The sequence below is a fragment of the Isoptericola maris genome, assembly GCF_048065335.1.
In the GTDB taxonomy this organism is placed as follows: domain Bacteria; phylum Actinomycetota; class Actinomycetes; order Actinomycetales; family Cellulomonadaceae; genus Isoptericola; species Isoptericola rhizosphaerae.
The window spans coordinates 55,981-73,702 of record NZ_JBLUNY010000004.1; the positions used below are offsets into that span (position 1 = coordinate 55,981).

The window sequence follows — 17,722 nt, forward strand, 5'->3', positions numbered from 1 at the left end:
CCTCCGCCCCTCCCGCCGTTCGCGGCTGCGACGCCGTGACGAGACAGAACCCGTAACCTGGGGTGAACCTCCAGGTACACGAGGAGACAACTTCGCATGCTCTGGTATCTCGGACGCAGGCTCCTGCAGGTGATCCCTGTGTTCCTGGGGGCCACCCTCCTGCTGTACGCCATGGTCTTCCTGCGACCCGGCGACCCGGTGGCCGCGCTCGGTGGTGAACGCGGTCTGCCCGAGGCGGTGCAGGAGCAGATCCGCGCCGAGTACAACCTCGACAAGCCCTTCGTCATCCAGTACCTGCTGTTCCTGCGCGGCGTGGTGACGCTCGACTTCGGTGTCGACTTCCGGGGCCGCGAGATCACCGACGTGATCGCCAACGCCTTCCCGGTGACGATCCAGCTCGCCCTCATGGCGCTGGCCTTCGAGGCGATCTTCGGCATCGGCTTCGGGCTCGTCGCCGGCATGCGCAAGGGCGGGATCTTCGACGGCAGCGCCCTGGTGGTGAGCCTCATCTTCATCGCGGTGCCGACGTTCGTGGTCGGTTTCGTCATGCAGATCGTCGTCGGCGTCCGGCTCGGCTGGCTGCCCGTCAGCGCCGGACGAGATCCCGACTTCATCAGTCTGCTGATGCCTGCGATGGTGCTCGCCGCGGTCTCCTTCGCCTACGTGCTGCGGCTCACCCGCACCTCCGTGGCGGAGAACATGTCGGCCGACTACGTCCGCACGGCCCGCGCGCGCGGCCTGCGCCGCTCCGAGGTGACCGGGCGCCACGTGCTGCGCAACTCGCTGATCCCCGTGGTGACGTTCCTCGGTGCCGACATCGGCGCCCTGATGTCCGGCGCGATCATCACCGAGGGCATCTTCAACATCAACGGCGTGGGCGGCACACTCTACGACGCGATCATCCGCGGCGAGAGCGTGACCGTCGTGTCGCTGACCACCGTGCTGGTGCTGGTCTACATCGCGGCGAACCTGCTCGTGGACCTGCTGTACGCCGCCCTCGACCCGAGGATCCGTTATGCCTGACAACCGCTACGAGAACCCGGGCGGGTCGGTGACGCCGACCCCGCGGCCCGGGCAGGAACGCTACGTCGCACCGATCGACGAGGGCGGTCTCGGCGCCGTCGACGCGGTGAAGGCCGACGACGCACCGACCAGCCTCTGGCGGGACGCCTGGCACCAGATGCGTGGCCGGTGGCTGTTCTGGATCTCGGCCGCGATCATCGTCCTCGTCGTCCTCGTCGCCGCGTTCCCCGGGCTCTTCACGTCGTTGAACCCGCGCGTCTGCAACCTGGCCGACGCGCTGGGCGGTCCGCAGGCCGGCCACCCCTTCGGGTTCGACCGGCAGGGCTGCGACATCTACACGCGCACCATCTTCGGGGCGCGGGCGTCCGTCGTCGTCGGCGTGCTCGCCACGACGATGGTCGTGGTCCTCGGTACCGCGATCGGCGCGGTCGCCGGGTACTACGGCAAGTGGTTCGACACGATCCTGAGCCGCATCACGGACATCTTCTTCGCCATCCCGCTGGTGCTCGCAGCCATCGTCATCATGTCGGTGACGACCAACCGCACGTCCTTCACCGTGGCGTTCGTCCTCGCGCTGTTCGGGTGGACGCAGATCGCCCGGATCACCCGCGGCACCGTGCTGTCGGTGAAGAACAACGAGTTCGTCACCGCTGCCCGGTCCCTCGGCATGGGCCGCGGACAGATCCTGTGGAAGCACGTGCTGCCGAACTCCGCGGCGCCGATCATCGTCTACGCGACGGTCGCGCTCGGTCAGTTCATCGTCGCCGAGGCGACGCTGAGCTTCCTCGGCATCGGCCTGCCGCCGTCCACGGTCTCCTGGGGTGGTGACATCTCCGCCGCGCAGGGTGCGATCCGTACCGCGCCGGAGATCCTCCTCTATCCGGCTGGCGGCCTCGCCCTGACGGTGCTCGGCTTCATGATGATGGGCGACGTCGTGCGCGACGCCCTCGACCCGAAGGCTCGCAAGCGATGACGACCCAGTTCCCCGTGACGAACGAGGGCGCCGACGGCACCGCCGGTCCCGCGCCCTTCGACCCCAGCAAGCCGCTGCTCGAGATCCGCGACCTGGAGATCTCCTTCACCACCGGTGCCGGCGAGGTGAAGGCCGTCCGCGGGGCGGACCTCACCGTCTACCCTGGGCAGAGCGTGGCCATCGTCGGCGAGTCCGGCTCCGGCAAGTCGACCACGGCGGCCGCCATCATCGACCTGCTCCCGGGCACCGGCAAGGTCACCGAGGGCTCCATCCGGTTCGAGGGCCGCGACCTGGTCACGGCCTCCCGGGCCGAGAAGGAGGCGCTGCGCGGACGCGCGATCGGCCTGGTTCCCCAGGACCCGATGTCCAACCTCAACCCGGTGTGGCGTATCGGCACCCAGGTCGAGGAGGCCCTCAAGGCCAACGGGTTCAAGGGGTCGAAGACCGCGCTGCGCGCGCGGGTCGCCGAGGTGCTCGCCGAGGCCGGCCTGCCCGACGCCGCGCGCCGCGCCCGGCAGTACCCGCACGAGTTCTCCGGCGGGATGCGGCAGCGGGCGCTGATCGGCATCGGCCTCGCCTCGCGGCCGCAGCTGCTCATCGCCGACGAGCCGACGTCGGCCCTCGACGTGACCGTGCAGCGCCAGATCCTCGACCACCTCGAGGGCATGACGCGAGACCTCGGGACGGCGCTGCTGTTCATCACGCACGACCTGGGGCTGGCCGCCGAGCGTGCCGAGCACCTGCTGGTCATGTTCAAGGGCAAGGTGGTCGAGTCCGGCCCCGCCCAGGCGATCCTCGCCGACCCGCAGCACCCGTACACGCAGCGGCTGGTCGCCTCCGCCCCGTCCCTGGCCTCGCGCCGCATCCAGACCGCGCACGTGCACGGCGAGGAGTCCGCGGAGCTGCTCGCCCACCACACGGACGAGCCGCCCGCCGTGGCGGGACCGGCCACCGTGGTCGAGGCCAAGAACCTCACCAAGGTGTTCCAGATCCGTGGACCGCGACCCGGCTCGTCGACCGACTTCACGGCCGTCGACGACGTCTCGTTCACGCTCGGTCGCGGGCGCACGCTCGCGATCGTGGGCGAGTCGGGCTCGGGGAAGTCCACGGCGGCCAACATGGTCCTCGGTCTGCTCGAACCGACGTCCGGGGCCGTGGAGTTCGACGGCGTGGACGTCGCCTCGCTGGGCACGAAGGAGGCGTTCGCCTTCCGTCGCCGCGTGCAGCCGGTTTTCCAGAACCCCTACGGCTCGCTCGACCCGATGTTCTCGATCTTCCGGTCCATCGAGGAGCCGCTCAAGCTGCACGGCGTCGGCTCGGCGAAGGAGCGCGAGGCCCGGGTGCGGGAGCTGCTGGACATGGTCTCGTTGCCGCAGTCGGCCATGCGGCGGTTCCCGAACGAGCTGTCGGGTGGCCAGCGGCAGCGCATCGCGATCGCGCGGGCCCTGGCGCTGAAGCCCGAGGTGGTGGTGCTCGACGAGGCCGTCTCGGCGCTCGACGTGCTCGTCCAGGCCCAGATCCTCGAGCTGCTGGGCGACCTGCAGACCGATCTCGGTCTGAGCTACCTGTTCATCACCCACGACCTCGCGGTGGTGCGCCAGATCGCCGACGACGTGGTGGTCATGCAGTCCGGGAAGGTCGTCGAGCAGGCCTCGACGGACGAGGTCTTCGACACGCCCCGCGAGCAGTACACGCGCGACCTGCTCGCAGCGATCCCCGGCGCACGCCTGGAGGGCGACGCCTTGGCCGGCTGACCGCTCTGTCGCCTCGCGCCGGCCGTCGGCGGGCCCCGGGGGACGAACAGCGCGAAGGTGATGACCATGACACGCCGACGATCGACGATCGCCCCCGCCGTGTTCTATCCGGCGGGCGGGCTGATCCTGCTCTTCGTCCTGGTCACGATGCTGGCCACCGACACCGTCGAACGCGTGATGGGCGAGCTGCAGGGCAAGGTCATCAACGGCTTCGGCTGGTACTACGTCGTCATCGTGGCGGCCTTCGTCCTCTTCGCGATCTGGATGGGCCTGAGCCGCTTCGGTGAGATCAGGCTCGGTCCCGACGATGAGGCCCCCGACTTCAAGCTGCCCGTGTGGTTCGCGATGCTGTTCGCGACCGGCATGGGCATCGGGCTCGTCTACTTCGGGGTCGCCGAGCCGCTGTCGCACTTCACCTCGCCGAAGCCCGGCGTCGCGGGGGAGGCCCCGGCGCTGGCGCAGGCGGCGATGGGGCAGACGTACCTGCACTGGGGCTTCCACGCGTGGGCGATCTACGTCGTGGTGGGCCTGGCCCTCGCATACTCGATCCACCGCAAGGGCCGGCCGGTGTCCATCCGGTGGGCGCTCGAGCCGATCCTGGGCGAGAAGCGGGTGCGGGGCTGGCTGGGGAACGTCATCGACGTGCTGGCGATCTTCGGCACCGTCTTCGGCGTCGCGACGTCTCTCGGCCTGGGCGTGCTGCAGATCGCCGCCGGGCTGGGATACCTCGGCGTCGTGGACCCGAGCGTGGCGCTGGAGATGGGGCTCATCGCCGGCATCACCGCTGTGGCCGCGGTCTCCGTGGCCTCCGGGCTCGAACGCGGCATCAAGTGGTTGTCCAACGTGAACATGATGCTCGCCGGGGCTCTGATGGTCGCGGTGCTCATCATGGGCGCCTCCCTCTTCGTCCTGCGCGAGTGGGTGCAGTCCATCGGCTACTACTTCCAGAACGTCATGTTCATGACGTTCGACACCCTGGCGTTCCAGGGCGACGCCGGCCTGGCCTGGGAGTCGAGCTGGACCATCTTCTACTGGGGCTGGTGGATCTCCTGGGCGCCCTTCGTCGGGCTCTTCATCGCCCGCATCTCCCGCGGCCGCACCGTGCGCGAGTTCGTCCTGGGGACCCTGTTGGTGCCGATGTTCGTCAGCACGATCTGGTTCAGCGTCTTCGGGGGCTCGGCCATCCACCAGGAGCGCAACGAGCCGGGCTCCATGCTGCTGCCCGACCCGGAGACCGGTGATCTGGCGGTCAACAGCGACACGGCGATGTTCCAGCTCTTCGAGTCGATGCCCGGCGGCGGGGCCTGGATGGGGGTCGTCGCGATGGTCCTCGTCGTCGTCTTCTTCGTGACCTCGTCCGACTCCGGGTCGTTCGTGGTGGACATGCTCGCCAACGGCGGCGACCCCGACCCGCCGCTGTGGAGCCGGTTGTTCTGGGCCATCCTCGAGGGCGGTGTCGCCGCCGCCCTGCTCTACGCGGGCGGCCTCGAGGCGTTGCAGACGGCGTCCATCCTGACGGCCCTGCCGTTCTCGCTCGTGGTGATCGCCATGATGTTCGCCGTGTGGAAGGCCCTCAACGAGGAGCATCAGACGATCACGCGGGCCGAGCGACGGTTGCGCCGCCGAGAGCTCACGGAGCGCGTCACCGAGCACGTGACCGAGCACGTCACGGAGAACTTCGCGGAGATCAGCGGGCGGTCCGCGGAACGCGGTCCCGGCGGTGGCGCACGCCGACCGCGATGGAGGCGTGGCTCGTCCGGGTAGGATAGAGCGGCTCCGGGTTCCCGGGTGCCCACCTCCCACGGAAAGAGAACCGTAGATGTCTGTGCGCTCCGACCTGCGCAACGTGGCGATCGTCGCCCACGTCGACCACGGAAAGACGACCATGGTCGACGCCATGCTGCGGCAGGCCGGTGCCTTCGCCGCGCACCAGCAGGTGGACGAACGCGTCATGGACTCCGGCGACCTGGAACGTGAGAAGGGCATCACGATCCTCGCCAAGAACACCGCGATCCGGTACGCCGGGCCCGCCGCCGCCGAGGCGGGCGAGCCCGGTGGCATCACGATCAACGTGATCGACACCCCGGGTCACGCCGACTTCGGCGGCGAGGTCGAGCGCGGCCTGTCGATGGTCGACGGCGTGGTGCTGCTCGTGGACGCCTCCGAGGGGCCGCTGCCCCAGACGCGGTTCGTGCTGCGTAAGGCGCTCGCCGCCAAGCTGCCCGTCATCGTGGTGGTCAACAAGGTCGACCGGCCCGACTCGCGCATCACCGAGGTCGTGGCTGAGACCACCGACCTCCTGCTCGGCCTCGCGAGCGACCTGTCCGACGAGGTCCCCGACCTCGACGTGGACGCGGTCCTCGACGTGCCGGTGGTCTACGCCTCCGCCAAGTCGGGCCGCGCGGCCACCGAGCAGCCCGCCGACGGCGTGCTGCCGGCGAACGAGGACCTCGAGCCGCTGTTCTCGACGATCCTGCAGACCATTCCCGCGCCGACGTACGACGACGACATGCCGCTGCAGGCGCACGTCACCAACCTCGACGCCTCGCCGTTCCTCGGCCGGCTCGCCCTGCTGCGCGTCTTCAACGGGACGCTGCGCAAGGGCCAGACGGTCGCGTGGGCGCGTCACGACGGGACCCTGAGCCAGGTCCGGATCACCGAGCTGCTCCGGACGGAGGCGCTCACCCGCGTCCCGGCCGAGTCCGCGGGCCCCGGCGACATCGTGGCCGTGGCAGGCATCGCCGACATCATGATCGGCGAGACGCTGACCGACCCGGACGACCCGCGCCCGCTGCCCGTCATCACGGTCGACGACCCGGCGATCTCCATGACGGTCGGGATCAACACCTCGCCGCTGGCGGGCAAGGGCGGCAAGGGCCACAAGGTCACGGCGCGCCAGGTCAAGGACCGGCTCGACGCGGAGCTCGTCGGCAACGTCTCGCTGCGCGTCCTGCCCACCGAGCGCCCCGATGCGTGGGAGGTGCAGGGGCGTGGCGAGCTGGCCCTGGCCATCCTCGTGGAGCAGATGCGCCGCGAAGGCTTCGAGCTCACGGTCGGCAAGCCGCAGGTCGTCACCAAGGACATCGACGGCAAGCGGCACGAACCGATGGAGCGCATGACCATCGACGTGCCCGAGGAGTACCTCGGCGCCGTCACGCAGCTCATGGCCGCCCGCAAGGGCCGCATGGAGACCATGGCGAACCACGGCACCGGGTGGGTGCGCATGGAGTTCGTCGTGCCGGCACGCGGCCTCATCGGCTTCCGCACCCGGTTCCTCACGGAGACGCGCGGCACCGGCATCGCGTCGTCGTACGCCGAGGGCTACGAGCCGTGGCACGGTCCCATCGAGTCGCGCTCCACGGGCTCGCTGGTCGCCGACCGCGCGGGCGTCGTGACGCCGTTCGCGATGATCAACCTGCAGGAGCGCGGCACGTTCTTCGTCGAGCCCACGCAGGAGGTCTACGAGGGCATGATCGTGGGCGAGAACTCGCGCAACGAGGACATGGACGTCAACATCACCAAGGAGAAGAAGCTGACGAACATGCGGTCGTCGACCGCGGACAGCTTCGAGAACCTGATCCCGCCGCAGAAGCTCACGCTCGAGGAGTCGCTCGAGTTCACGGCGGAGGACGAGTGCGTGGAGATCACGCCCGAGATCGTCCGCATCCGCAAGGTCAACCTCGACGCCACCGAGCGTGCGCGGGCGACGGCGCGGGCCAAGCGCGGCTGAGCCGTGCGGGGCGGCCTGCTCGCGGTGCACGCGCACCCGGACGACGAGTCGCTCGCGACCGGGGCCCTGCTCGCCACGCGGGCGGCGGCGGGGGAGCGGGTGACCGTCGTGACGTGCACCCGCGGCGAGCGGGGCGAGGTCATCGACACCCCGTCGCACCCCACCGGTCTGGCTCACCTGGAGGGCGACGGCCCGGCGCTGGCCGCCCACCGGGAGGCCGAGCTCGACCGTGCTTTGGCCGCGCTGGGCGTGACCGACCGTCTCTTCCTCGACACGGTGGACGTCGCCGACCGTCCGGGTGCGGAGCCGGCCCGGTTCGAGGACTCGGGGATGGCGTGGGTGGCGCCGGGCATCGCCGGGCCGGCACCGGAATCCGGTCCGACGGCGTTCGCGCGCGTCCCGCTCGACATCGCCGCCCGGCGGCTCGCCGCCGTGGTCCGGGACCGGCGACCCGCGGTGGTGGCGACCTACGAGGCCGGTGGAGGCTACGGCCACCCGGACCACGTCCGGACCCATGAGGTGACCGTCCGGGCGCTGGAGCTGGCCGCCGACCCGCGGGCCGCCGTCGTCGGCGAGCCGTGGGCGGTGCCCGAGCGCTGGGAGGTCGTCGACCCGGCGCCGGACGTGCGAGCGGCCCGCCGCTCCCTCGCGTCCGACACGTCGGTGCGCCGTCTCGTGGACGGCTGCGGGCTCACCCTCCCCGACCCGGACGGCGACCTGCCGCCCGTCGCCGTGCCCGCTACGGGCATGGATCGCGCGGGGACCGTGGCGGTGGACGTCGCCCCGGTGCTCGACCAGGTCCTGGCGGCGCTGTCCGCGCACACCACCCAGGTCCAGCACGTCGGCCGCGTCGCCTCGACCGGGGGCGGTGTGCTCGCCCGGTACGCGCTGAGCAACGGGGTGCTCGCTCCCGTGCTCGCGACGGCGCACCTGCGACGCGCGGCCGCCGCCGCCACGACGCCGGTAGGCTCGGTCCGGTGAGCTCGCCCGCACCCCACCACGCCCAGTCCGCGCCGCCCCGGGTGCCCGGCCGGACGCTCGTCGTCCGCGGCGTGCTCGCGCTGCTCCTCGGAGCGACCGTCGGGGTGATCGGAACGGTCTCGCACCGCGGCGAGTGGGCCGGCCTGCCCACGGGGCTGGCCCTGGCGCTGCTGCTGACCCTGTCCACCGCCGTGCTCTGCCGCGCCTGGTCCGGCACGGTCACGCTGCTGACGGCCGGAGCGGGCTGGCTCGTCGCCGTCCAGCTGCTCTCCGCGTCCGGACCGGGCGGTGACGTCCTGGTGCCGGCTCAGGCGGTCGGCTACCTCTGGACCTACGGTGGACTGCTGATCTTCGCCGTGGCGGCGTTCCTGCCCCGCTGGTGGTTCGCCGAAGATGGCTCCGAGCAACAGCCGTGACCCAGCGCGCCGAGTAGGATTCGTGGGCGCGCGGGGATCCGCGCCCAGGACGTGAGCGGGGTCGGCGCCGGCCCCACGAGACCAGCACGGAGCGTGTCGATGGGCAAGCCGACCGAGAGCGACGAGAACCTGCCCGAACAGGGTGGTGCCGCGTCACCGGGCAGCTCTGCGTCACCGGACCGACCGGAGCCGACGCCGGAGTCCACCCGGACGCCGGACGTCGGCAGCTCGCAGCCCACGCTCGTGACCGAGGTCCCGGGCGTCTCCGCGACGCCGCCGGAGCCCGAGCCCACGCCTGAGCCGCCGGCGGAGCCGACCCCGAACCCGGCCCCGGCGCCGCAGCCCGAGCCTGAGCCCACGCCTGAGCCGACCCCGACCCCGACCCCGGCCCCGGCGCCGCAGCCCGAGCCCACGCCTGAGCCGCCGGCGGAGCCTGAGCCCACGCCTGAGCCACCGGCGGAGCCGACCCCGACCCCGACCCCGGCCCCGGCGCCGCAGCCCGAGCCTGAGCCCACGCCTGAGCCACCGGCGGAGCCGACCCCGACCCCGGCCCCGGCGCCGCAGCCCGAGCCTGAGCCCACGCCTGAGCCACCGGCGGAGCCTGAGCCGACCCCGCAGCCGACGCCCGAGCCCTCGGTGAGGCCCGAGCCGACCCCCACGCCTGAGCCGCCGCGCGCCGCCCCGACGGTCGAGACGGACGAGGACGACACCCCCTACCAGCCGGCGGTCCGTGCCTACGAGCAGCGCCGGGTCATCGGCACCGCGACGGTCAGGGACGCCGTTGCCCCGGCTGTCTCGGCGGCACCGCCGACCGAGGCGATCCAGACGGTGAACGCCCCGGCCGGTGGCTCCGCGCCGCCGTCGGGCACCACCGGAACGCCGCTGGAGGGTCTCCAGGGTGACGGGGCGCCCAGCCGCTGGCCGAAGGTGCTGCTGGGCGTCGCAGGCGGTGTCGTCGTGCTCGGCGGGCTCTACGTCGGCGCTCAGTGGTTCGTCGCGGACTCCGTCCCCTCGGGCACCACGGTGGCCGGCGTGGACATCGGTGGGCTCGACGCCGACCAGGCCGTGACCGCGCTCGACAGCGGGCTCGGACCGCGGGCGGCGGAACCGGTGACCGTCCAGGCCGGGGACGTCTCCAGCACCGTCGACCCTGCCGAGGCCGGCCTGACGCTCGACGCCGCGGCGACCATCGGGGAGCTGACCGGGTTCTCGCTGGACCCCTCCCGGCTCGTCGCGCACCTCGCCGGCGGGTCCGAGAGCCCGCCGGTGGTCGACGTCGACCGTGCTGCCCTGACGTCAGCCATCACCTCGGTGGCGACGTCGCTCGCGACGGAGCCCGTCGACGGGACGGTGCGCTTCGCCGACGGCGAGCCGGCCGCCACCGAGGCCGTCGACGGCACCCAGGTCGTGGTCGACGCCGCCGACGAGGCGCTCGTCGAGTCGTGGCTGGTGACCACCGGCCCGATCGAGCTGCCCGTCGAGCCGGTCCCGCCGACGATCGACCAGGCGGCCACGGACGAGGCCTACGCCCAGGCGGAGCAGATCGTCTCCGGTCCGGTGGTCGTGTCCGTCGGGGAGCAGAACCCGGAGCTGCCGGAGCGCGTCCTCGCCCGCTCGACGTCGTTCGTCCCCGCGGACGGCGCGCTGGTGGCCGAGCTCGACGGCGACCGGCTCACCAGTGCCCTCATCGACCGCACGGACGACCTGCTGCGCGAACCGGACGACGCCCGTTTCGAGTTCTCGGGGGGCGAGCCCACCATCGTGGGCGGCGAGACCGGCACGACGCTGGACCCGGAGGACGTCGCGGCAGCCGTCGGGGAGGCCGCGCAGAGCACCGAGCGCGAGACCACCGTCGAGCTGGTGGAGAAGGATCCCGAGGACTCCAAGGCCTCCCTCGAGGAGCTGGGGATCAAGGAGGTGGTGTCCGAGTTCTCCACGCCGCTCACCAGCGAGCCGGTCCGGACCAAGAACCTGGTGCGGGGCGCCGAGCTGGTCAACGAGACGCTCATCAAGCCCGGCGAGACGTTCTCCCTGATCGATGCGCTCTCACCGATCGACACCTCGAACGGCTTCCACGCCGCGGGTGTCGTGAGCAACGGGGTGCACGTGGACGCTGTCGGCGGCGGGCTGTCGCAGATGGCCACGACCACCTACAACGCCGGGTTCTTCGCCGGCTTCGACGACGTCGAGCACCGGCAGCACAGCTACTGGTTCAGCCGGTACCCGGCCGGTCGTGAGGCGACGATCTACGTCGGGGCGATCGACATGAAGTTCAAGAACGACACGCCCTACGGTGCGCTCATGCAGAGCTACGTCTCCGGCGGGCGGCTGCACGTCAAGATCTGGTCCACGGAGCACTACGACGTCGAGGAGTCGGACTCCGGCAAGCAGGACGTGGTGCCGATCAAGACGGTCGACAAGTCGGGCAGCCCGGACTGCGAGCCCTACTCCGGGGGGCAGGCGGGGTTCGCGATCACCGTCTACCGCAAGGTCTACCTCGACGGCGACCTCGTCAAGGACGAGTCCAACTTCTGGCGTTACAAGCCGGACGACGCGGTGAGCTGCAGCAAGCCGAAGAACGACGACAAGGACGACGACTGATGCTGGGACGCACTGCCCGCGAGTCCTCCGCGCACGCGGCCCTCGCCGCTCACGAGGCGGGCTGGTCCGGCATCGCCGCGGGTTCGTCGGTCCCGTCGGCCGTGCCGGACGAGGCAGGCGAGCTGCTCGACCTCGGGACGACGACACAGACGCTCGACACCGTGGCGAGCATCGACGATCTCGCCGCCATCGTGCACCTGGGTCACCCGGAGCAGCCGTCGCCGACGCTGGAGCAGGCCCTGCTCGCCGGCGACCCGAGCCTGCTGGTGACCGCCGCCGTGCCCGTCCGCCCGCAGTGGGTGTGGGTCGCACCGCCGGGCGTCGTGGGCGGGCAGGTCGTGGTCGACGAGGCCGGGATGCGCGACTGCGCGGACACCCTCCGGTCGGTGGGAGTCAGCCCGCGGCTGGTCCCGACGGCGACGCCGGTGGAGGAGCGCGCCCTGCTCGCGGGCGACCACGGCTCGCTGGTCGTCGAGCGCAGCCGGGTGCCGGCCGGCTGGGCGGAGGTGCCCGGCGGCGAGCGCCTCGCGGAGCAGGGGCCGGTCTGGTACGGGCTCCTGGAGTCCGGCAGCGCGTGGCCGCGGTTCGACGGGTCCGCGCAGGTGTGGCTCGCCTTCGGCCCGTCGGACGACCACCGAGGGTCCCTGCGCGAGACGCTGGGCGTGCTCGCCGACGCCGGGGTGGACCTGCAGCACCTGCGCAGCCATCCCTCGACGTTCGGCCCGCACGTCTTCCTCACGTCCTTCCGCTGCCCGCGGGTGACGGTGCTGGACGCGCTCGTGGCCGAGCTCGACGCGCGGTCCGTGGCGCACCGCACGCTCGCGGTCCTGCCGGGGGACCGGTTCGAGCCGGGACCGGACGCGCTGACGCCGCGGTGGGCGGGCGTGTGAGGATCGCCTATCTCGGGCCGGAGGGGACGTTCACCCATCAGGCGACCCGCACCTGGACCGAACGGACCGCCGGTGCGCCCGTCGAGGAGGTGCCCCTCGGTACGGTCGCCGCGGTGCACGACGCCGTGTCGTCCGGGAGGGCCGACCGGGGCGTCGTCGCCATCGAGAGCTCGGTCGAGGGGCACGTCGTGCCCTCGTTGGACGCGTTGCTGGACAGCGCCGACGTCGTCGCGGTCGACGAGGTGGTGCTGGATGTCTCCTTCGACGCGTTCGTGCGCCCGGGGCACGGCGACCTCGTCGAGGCGACCGCCCACCCGCACGGCCTGGCTCAGTGCCACCGGTTCGTGACGGGCCGCGGGCTCGTCGCGGTCCCCGCGCCGTCCAACGCGGCCGCCTGTCGCGACGTGGGTCCGGACCAGGTGGCGTTCGGTCCGCGGCTGTGCGGCGAGCTCTACGGGCTCGAGACGCTCGCCGAGGCCGTCGAGGACTTCCCCGGGGCGCGGACGCGGTTCCTGGTGCTCGACCGGCGGGAGCGGGCCGGGGAGCACTTCGCGGCGACGCGGCACGCGGCGTCCGACGAGACGTCCTGGCGCACGATGCTCGCGGTCACTCCGGTGGTGACCGGCCCCGGGGTCCTCGCCCGCGTCACCGACGCCTTCGGCGCGCGTGCCGTGAACATGTCGAGCCTGATGGCCCGGCCGCTCAAGGCACGCGAGGGCCAGTACGCGTTCGTCGTGACGCTCGACGCCGCACCCTGGGAGCCGGGCGTGCGGGACCTGTTCGGTGACCTCCTCGATGCCGGCGACGCGCTCAAGGTGCTCGGTGTCTACCCCGCCGAGCCGGGGGAGGGCGGCCTGGAAGGCCTGCTGGCCGACCACGTGCCCACCGGCAGCGTGCGCGCCGTCGACCCGGCCGCCGCCATCGACCGGGGCCTGCTGTGGTGAGCGCCGAGGACGTCGTGGGCGCGCCGCGGCAGGTCGCCGTCGTCGGGCTCGGACTCATCGGCGGGTCGCTGGCCCGCCTGCTCGCGGTCCGGGGTGTCGACGTCGTGGCCACGGACGTCTCGCCGGCCACGCGTGCCGCTGCGCGCCGTGCCGGCCTGTCCGTGGCCGACGACGTGGCGGCGTGCGTGGCGCAGGCCGACCTTGTCGTCCTCGCCACCCCCTTGCGCGCGATGCCCGGGGTGGCGGCCGAGGTCGCCACCCACGCCCCGGCGTCGGCCACGGTGACCGACGTGGGCAGCGTCAAGGGCCCGGTGCGCGACGAGGTCCGCGCCGCCGGGCTGGCCGACCGGTACGTCGGCGCGCACCCGATGGCGGGCACCGAGCACAGCGGGTTCGACGCCTCGGACGCCGGCCTGCTGGACGGGGTGCGCTGGGCGGTGACGATCCAGGCGGACGTGGACCCGGCGCGGCTGGTCCGGGTGCTCGCCCTGGTGACCGGGCCGTGCTCCGGGGCGGCCGTCGTCCTGACCGACGACGTGCACGACGAGGCCGCCGCGCTGGTCAGCCACGTGCCCCACGTGGTCGCGACCCAGCTCCTGAACACGGTCGTGGGCGCGCCGGTGCGTGACGTGGCGCTGGGGCTCGCAGCGGGCAGCTTCCGCGACGGCACCCGGGTCGCGTTCACCGACCCCGAGCGGACCGAGGCGATGGTCACCCAGAACGCCGCGTGGGTGGCCCCGGCGCTGCGCAAGGTGGTGCGCGACCTGGAGCTCGTGATCGAGGCGCTCGAGAGCAACGGCTCCACGCACGCGTTCTTCCGGGCCGCGGACGACCTCCGTGCGGCGGGCCGCCCACCGGCGCCGGTCGGTGCGGGCTCAGTCCGGGTGGAGCGGGTGCCGTTGGTCACAGGATGGCCGACGTCGTTGGTCGAGCGGTGCACGGCGGGCGCCGTCGTCGTCGGCCTCACCCCCACCCATGCCGAGGTGGTAGCGGAGGGCGCGAGGTAGTACCGCTCGCGTCGAGACGAGCGATCAGTTCTGCGGCCGCGCCGGCCTGCGGACAGGGCGCGGCGGCAGCGGTCTGGCGGCCTCGACGTCGGCGGCCCGCACCAGCACCCGCTCCCCGGCGCCGGGCGCGTCCGGGCGGGCGGGGTCGCGTCGCAGGGTGATCCCGTCGTCGTCCGTCGCCACCACGACGCCGACGACGTCGGTCCAGCGCTGCCCGGACGCGCCGGCCTCCGCGGGGGAGAGCCGACGGCGTACCACGGCCCGGGTCCCTGCCGGCCAGTCTCGCCAGTCGGACGATCCGGGGAGCGGGTTCGGGGTTGTCACGTGAGCGATACTAGAGTGCTTCGAGAACGTGCTTCGAGAACGACCGGAGCGTGCTCCACCCCGTGACCTGGAGGGAACTGCAGTGACCTACGTGATCGCTCAGCCGTGCGTCGACGTCAAGGACAAGGCGTGCATCGAGGAGTGTCCCGTGGACTGCATCTACGAGGGCTCCCGCTCGCTGTACATCCACCCGGACGAGTGCGTGGACTGCGGCGCCTGCGAGCCGGTCTGCCCGGTGGAGGCCATCTACTACGAGGACGACGTCCCCGAGGAGTGGAAGGACTACTACCGCGCGAACGTCGAGTTCTTCGACGACCTGGGCTCGCCCGGCGGTGCGGCGAAGATGGGGCTCATCGAGAAGGACGACCCCATGATCGCCGACCTGCCCCCGCAGGCCTGAGCGCCGCCGTCTGACGCGCGGATGGGGTTCGCCGACCTGAGGTCCCTCGCCTACCCGTGGGACACGCTGGACGACGTGCGCACGACGGCGGCCGCTCATCCCGGCGGCATGGTCGACCTGTCGGTCGGCACGCCCGTCGACCCGACGCCGGAGGTGGTCCGCGGCGCCCTCGCCGGCGCCGCGGACGCTCCCGGCTACCCGCTGACCTACGGCACCACGGCGCTGCGCGAGGCCGTCGCCGGGTGGTTCGCGCGGCGCCGGGGCGTGCAGGGGCTCGATCCCGCCGGCGTCATGCCCACGATCGGGTCCAAGGAGCTCGTGGGCCTCCTGCCGAGCCTGCTCCGCCTCGGGCCGGGCGACGTCGTCGTCCACCCTGAGATCGCCTACCCGACCTACGACGTCGGCGCCCGCCTCGCCGGCGCTACCCCCCTCCCCGCCGACGACGTCGCGACGTGGGCCGGACGGTCCGACGTCCGGCTCGTCTGGGTCAACTCGCCCTCCAACCCCACGGGGGCGGTGGCCGACGTCGAGCACCTGCGCGCGGTGGTCGAGGCGGCTCGCGAGATCGGCGCCGTCGTGGTGAGCGACGAGTGCTACGCCGAGCTGCCGTGGGAGCCGCGGTGGCTGGCGCCGGACGGCACGAGCCGCGTCCCCAGCCTGTTGGACCCGCGGGTCAGCGGCGGTACGCACGAGGGCCTCCTGGTCGCCTACTCCCTGTCGAAGCAGTCGAACGTCGCGGGGTACCGGGCGGCGTTCGTGGCGGGCGACCCCGCCCTGGTGGCGGATCTCGTGGCGACCCGCAAGCACCTCGGGATGATCGTGCCCGCTCCCGTGCAGGCGGCGATGGTCGTGGCGCTGGGTGACGATGCCCACGTCCGCGCGCAGCGCGAGCGGTACCGGCGACGTCGTGAGGCGCTCCTGCCCGCGCTGCGCACCGCGGGCCTCGTCGTCGACGACTCGGAGGCCGGGCTGTACCTCTGGGCGCGCTCGCGGGGCGACGACGCAGGTCCGACGAGGTCGCGCGACCTCGCGCGATGGTTCGCGCAGCACGGAGTGCTCGTCGGGCCGGGCGAGTTCTACGGTGTCGCGGGAGCGCACCACGTCCGGGTGGCGCTCACGGCGGGCGACGACGCCGTCGCACGTGCTGTGGCGCGCATCACAGGTGCTTGACGCGGGGATTGGAACCGCATGGGATTGAGGGGTAGTTTCATCCGCAGGCCGAGGCTGCCCTGCGGAGACGCCCTCAGGTGGTCCCGAGCGGTAGTCCATGACATTGCCATGAGTTCGCGTGTCCCAGGTCCCGACGACGGGACTCCGGGGGCTCGTCAGGGAAGGAAGACATGACGTCCACCCAGCAGACCGCCACGGTCGAGCTCACCGTCGCGGGCGAGGGCCGCGCCCTGCCGGTGGTGCCGGCCACCGAGGGCAACGACGGCATCGTCGTCTCGTCCCTGCTCAAGGAGACCGGGATGGTCACGGTCGACCCGGGCTTCACGAACACCGCGTCGTGCGAGTCGACCATCACCTACATCGACGGCGACCAGGGCATCTTGCGCTACCGGGGCTACCCGATCGAGCAGCTCGCGGACAGCTCGTCGTTCCTCGAGGTCTCCTACCTGCTGATCCACGGTGAGCTGCCCTCCGCCGAGCAGCTCACGGCGTTCACCGACCGCATCAACCGCCACACCCTCGTGCCGGAGGCGTTCCGCACCTTCCTCGGTACGTTCCCGCGCGGCGGGCACCCGATGGCGATCATGGCCTCGGCCGTCAACGCGCTGGCCACGTACTACCCGGAGTCGCTCGACCCGCACGACGACGACGCCGTCGAGCTCGCCACGGTGCTCATCCTCGCCAAGATCCGCACCATCACCTCGTACGTCCACCGGTCGATGCGCGACGAGCCGCTGCTCTACCCGGACGCGGCCCGCGGCTACGTGGACGACTTCCTGCGCATGACCTTCGCCCGCCCGTACGAGGAGTGGGAGGCGAACCCCACCGTCGTCTCGGCGATGGACAAGCTGCTCATCCTGCACGCCGACCACGAGCAGAACTGCTCGACGTCGACGGTCCGCATCGTGGGGTCCTCCAACGCGACCCTGTACGCCTCGGTGTCCGCGGGGATCAACGCGCTGTCCGGCCCGTCCCACGGCGGGGCCAACGAGGCCGTCCTGCTCATGCTCGAGAAGATCCGCTCCGGCGACGACTCCGTGGAGACCTTCATGAAGAAGGTCAAGAACAAGGAGGACGGCGTCCGCCTGATGGGCTTCGGCCACCGCGTCTACAAGAGCTACGACCCCCGCGCCGCCATCGTCAAGAAGCACGCGGACGCCGTCCTCGACGAGCTCGGTGCCGAGGACGAGCTGCTCGACATCGCCCGCGGCCTCGAGGAGATCGCGCTGAGCGACGACTACTTCGTCGAGCGCAAGCTCTACCCGAACGTCGACTTCTACACGGGCCTGATCTACCAGGCGATGGGCTTCTCGCCGGCCATGTTCACGCCGCTGTTCACGCTGGGCCGCATGCCTGGCTGGATCGCCCAGTGGCGCGAGATGATGAAGGACCCGCAGACCAAGATCGGCCGCCCGCGGCAGATCTACACGGGCCCGACGGCGCGCGACTACGTCTCGCTCGACCAGCGCTGACCCCGCCGACGTAGTAGCGCCCAGCGCGAGGTAGTAC

15 protein-coding genes are annotated in these 17,722 nt (G+C 72.1%); 14 read left to right on the forward strand and 1 reads right to left on the reverse strand.

Going from position 1 to position 17,722, the window contains the following annotated elements; all coding sequences use genetic code 11:
• The first annotated feature begins 96 nt into the window (after positions 1-96).
• The 11 genes from ACH5HR_RS08155 to ACH5HR_RS08205 all read left to right on the forward strand — a co-directional run bounded on the left by ACH5HR_RS08155 (position 97) and on the right by ACH5HR_RS08205 (position 14,319).
• Positions 97-1,023: an ABC transporter permease gene (locus ACH5HR_RS08155; protein ID WP_402375942.1), complete on the forward strand. Its 927-nt coding sequence runs from the start codon at positions 97-99 to the stop codon at positions 1,021-1,023.
• The gene (locus tag ACH5HR_RS08160; protein WP_416477289.1) at positions 1,016-1,996 is read left to right on the forward strand and encodes an ABC transporter permease; all 981 of its coding nucleotides are present in this window, start codon (positions 1,016-1,018) and stop codon (positions 1,994-1,996) included. Before ACH5HR_RS08155 ends, ACH5HR_RS08160 begins: the two co-directional genes overlap by 8 nt.
• Positions 1,993-3,750, forward strand: a complete 1,758-nt coding sequence (locus ACH5HR_RS08165; protein WP_416477291.1) for a dipeptide ABC transporter ATP-binding protein — start codon at positions 1,993-1,995, stop codon at positions 3,748-3,750. The genes ACH5HR_RS08160 and ACH5HR_RS08165 overlap by 4 nt, the downstream gene beginning before the upstream one ends.
• A gap of 66 nt (positions 3,751-3,816) precedes the next feature.
• On the forward strand, positions 3,817-5,514 hold the full coding sequence (locus tag ACH5HR_RS08170; protein ID WP_416477293.1) for a BCCT family transporter: 1,698 nt from the start codon (positions 3,817-3,819) through the stop codon (positions 5,512-5,514).
• Between the two features lie 55 nt (positions 5,515-5,569).
• On the forward strand, positions 5,570-7,480 hold the full coding sequence (typA, locus tag ACH5HR_RS08175) for a translational GTPase TypA (protein ID WP_402375949.1): 1,911 nt from the start codon (positions 5,570-5,572) through the stop codon (positions 7,478-7,480).
• Positions 7,481-7,483: 3 nt separating this feature from the next.
• Positions 7,484-8,461, forward strand: coding sequence for a PIG-L family deacetylase (locus ACH5HR_RS08180; RefSeq protein WP_416477295.1), 978 nt, complete (start codon positions 7,484-7,486; stop codon positions 8,459-8,461).
• Positions 8,458-8,877 (forward strand): DUF6113 family protein, encoded by a 420-nt coding sequence (locus ACH5HR_RS08185; protein ID WP_402375953.1) that lies wholly within the window; start codon positions 8,458-8,460, stop codon positions 8,875-8,877. The genes ACH5HR_RS08180 and ACH5HR_RS08185 overlap by 4 nt, the downstream gene beginning before the upstream one ends.
• Positions 8,878-9,513: 636 nt before the next feature.
• Positions 9,514-11,478 (forward strand): VanW family protein, encoded by a 1,965-nt coding sequence (locus ACH5HR_RS08190; protein ID WP_416477297.1) that lies wholly within the window; start codon positions 9,514-9,516, stop codon positions 11,476-11,478.
• A complete protein-coding gene (locus tag ACH5HR_RS08195) occupies positions 11,478-12,368 on the forward strand; it encodes an ACT domain-containing protein (protein ID WP_402375956.1) in 891 nt (296 codons plus the stop codon). The genes ACH5HR_RS08190 and ACH5HR_RS08195 overlap by 1 nt, the downstream gene beginning before the upstream one ends.
• Positions 12,365-13,312, forward strand: coding sequence for a prephenate dehydratase (locus tag ACH5HR_RS08200; RefSeq protein ID WP_402375958.1), 948 nt, complete (start codon positions 12,365-12,367; stop codon positions 13,310-13,312). Before ACH5HR_RS08195 ends, ACH5HR_RS08200 begins: the two co-directional genes overlap by 4 nt.
• A complete protein-coding gene (locus tag ACH5HR_RS08205) occupies positions 13,309-14,319 on the forward strand; it encodes a prephenate dehydrogenase (RefSeq protein WP_416477299.1) in 1,011 nt (336 codons plus the stop codon). The genes ACH5HR_RS08200 and ACH5HR_RS08205 overlap by 4 nt, the downstream gene beginning before the upstream one ends.
• A gap of 24 nt (positions 14,320-14,343) precedes the next feature.
• Here ACH5HR_RS08205 and ACH5HR_RS08210 read toward each other — a convergent pair whose 3' ends face one another.
• On the reverse strand, positions 14,344-14,643 hold the full coding sequence (locus tag ACH5HR_RS08210; protein WP_416477301.1) for a hypothetical protein: 300 nt from the start codon (positions 14,641-14,643) through the stop codon (positions 14,344-14,346).
• A gap of 82 nt (positions 14,644-14,725) precedes the next feature.
• Between ACH5HR_RS08210 and fdxA the strand changes: the two genes are divergently transcribed.
• The 3 genes from fdxA (at position 14,726) to ACH5HR_RS08225 (ending at position 17,685) form a co-directional block, all read left to right on the forward strand.
• Positions 14,726-15,043 carry a ferredoxin gene (gene fdxA / locus ACH5HR_RS08215; protein WP_402375964.1) on the forward strand — a complete coding sequence of 106 codons (318 nt, stop codon included), beginning with the start codon at positions 14,726-14,728 and terminating at the stop codon, positions 15,041-15,043.
• A gap of 21 nt (positions 15,044-15,064) precedes the next feature.
• A complete protein-coding gene (gene dapC, locus ACH5HR_RS08220) occupies positions 15,065-16,213 on the forward strand; it encodes a succinyldiaminopimelate transaminase (RefSeq protein WP_416477304.1) in 1,149 nt (382 codons plus the stop codon).
• Between the two features lie 170 nt (positions 16,214-16,383).
• Positions 16,384-17,685, forward strand: coding sequence for a citrate synthase (locus ACH5HR_RS08225; protein ID WP_416477306.1), 1,302 nt, complete (start codon positions 16,384-16,386; stop codon positions 17,683-17,685).
• The last annotated feature ends 37 nt before the right edge of the window (positions 17,686-17,722 follow it).

Coding starts and splice junctions, on each gene's coding strand:
- ACH5HR_RS08170 (WP_416477293.1), top strand. CDS start 3,817: ATGACACGCCGACGATCGACGATCGCCCCCGCCGTGTTCTATCCGGCG.
- dapC (WP_416477304.1), top strand. CDS start 15,065: ATGGGGTTCGCCGACCTGAGGTCCCTCGCCTACCCGTGGGACACGCTG.
- ACH5HR_RS08165 (WP_416477291.1), top strand. CDS start 1,993: ATGACGACCCAGTTCCCCGTGACGAACGAGGGCGCCGACGGCACCGCC.
- typA (WP_402375949.1), top strand. CDS start 5,570: ATGTCTGTGCGCTCCGACCTGCGCAACGTGGCGATCGTCGCCCACGTC.
- ACH5HR_RS08195 (WP_402375956.1), top strand. CDS start 11,478: ATGCTGGGACGCACTGCCCGCGAGTCCTCCGCGCACGCGGCCCTCGCC.
- ACH5HR_RS08160 (WP_416477289.1), top strand. CDS start 1,016: ATGCCTGACAACCGCTACGAGAACCCGGGCGGGTCGGTGACGCCGACC.
- ACH5HR_RS08155 (WP_402375942.1), top strand. CDS start 97: ATGCTCTGGTATCTCGGACGCAGGCTCCTGCAGGTGATCCCTGTGTTC.
- ACH5HR_RS08225 (WP_416477306.1), top strand. CDS start 16,384: ATGACGTCCACCCAGCAGACCGCCACGGTCGAGCTCACCGTCGCGGGC.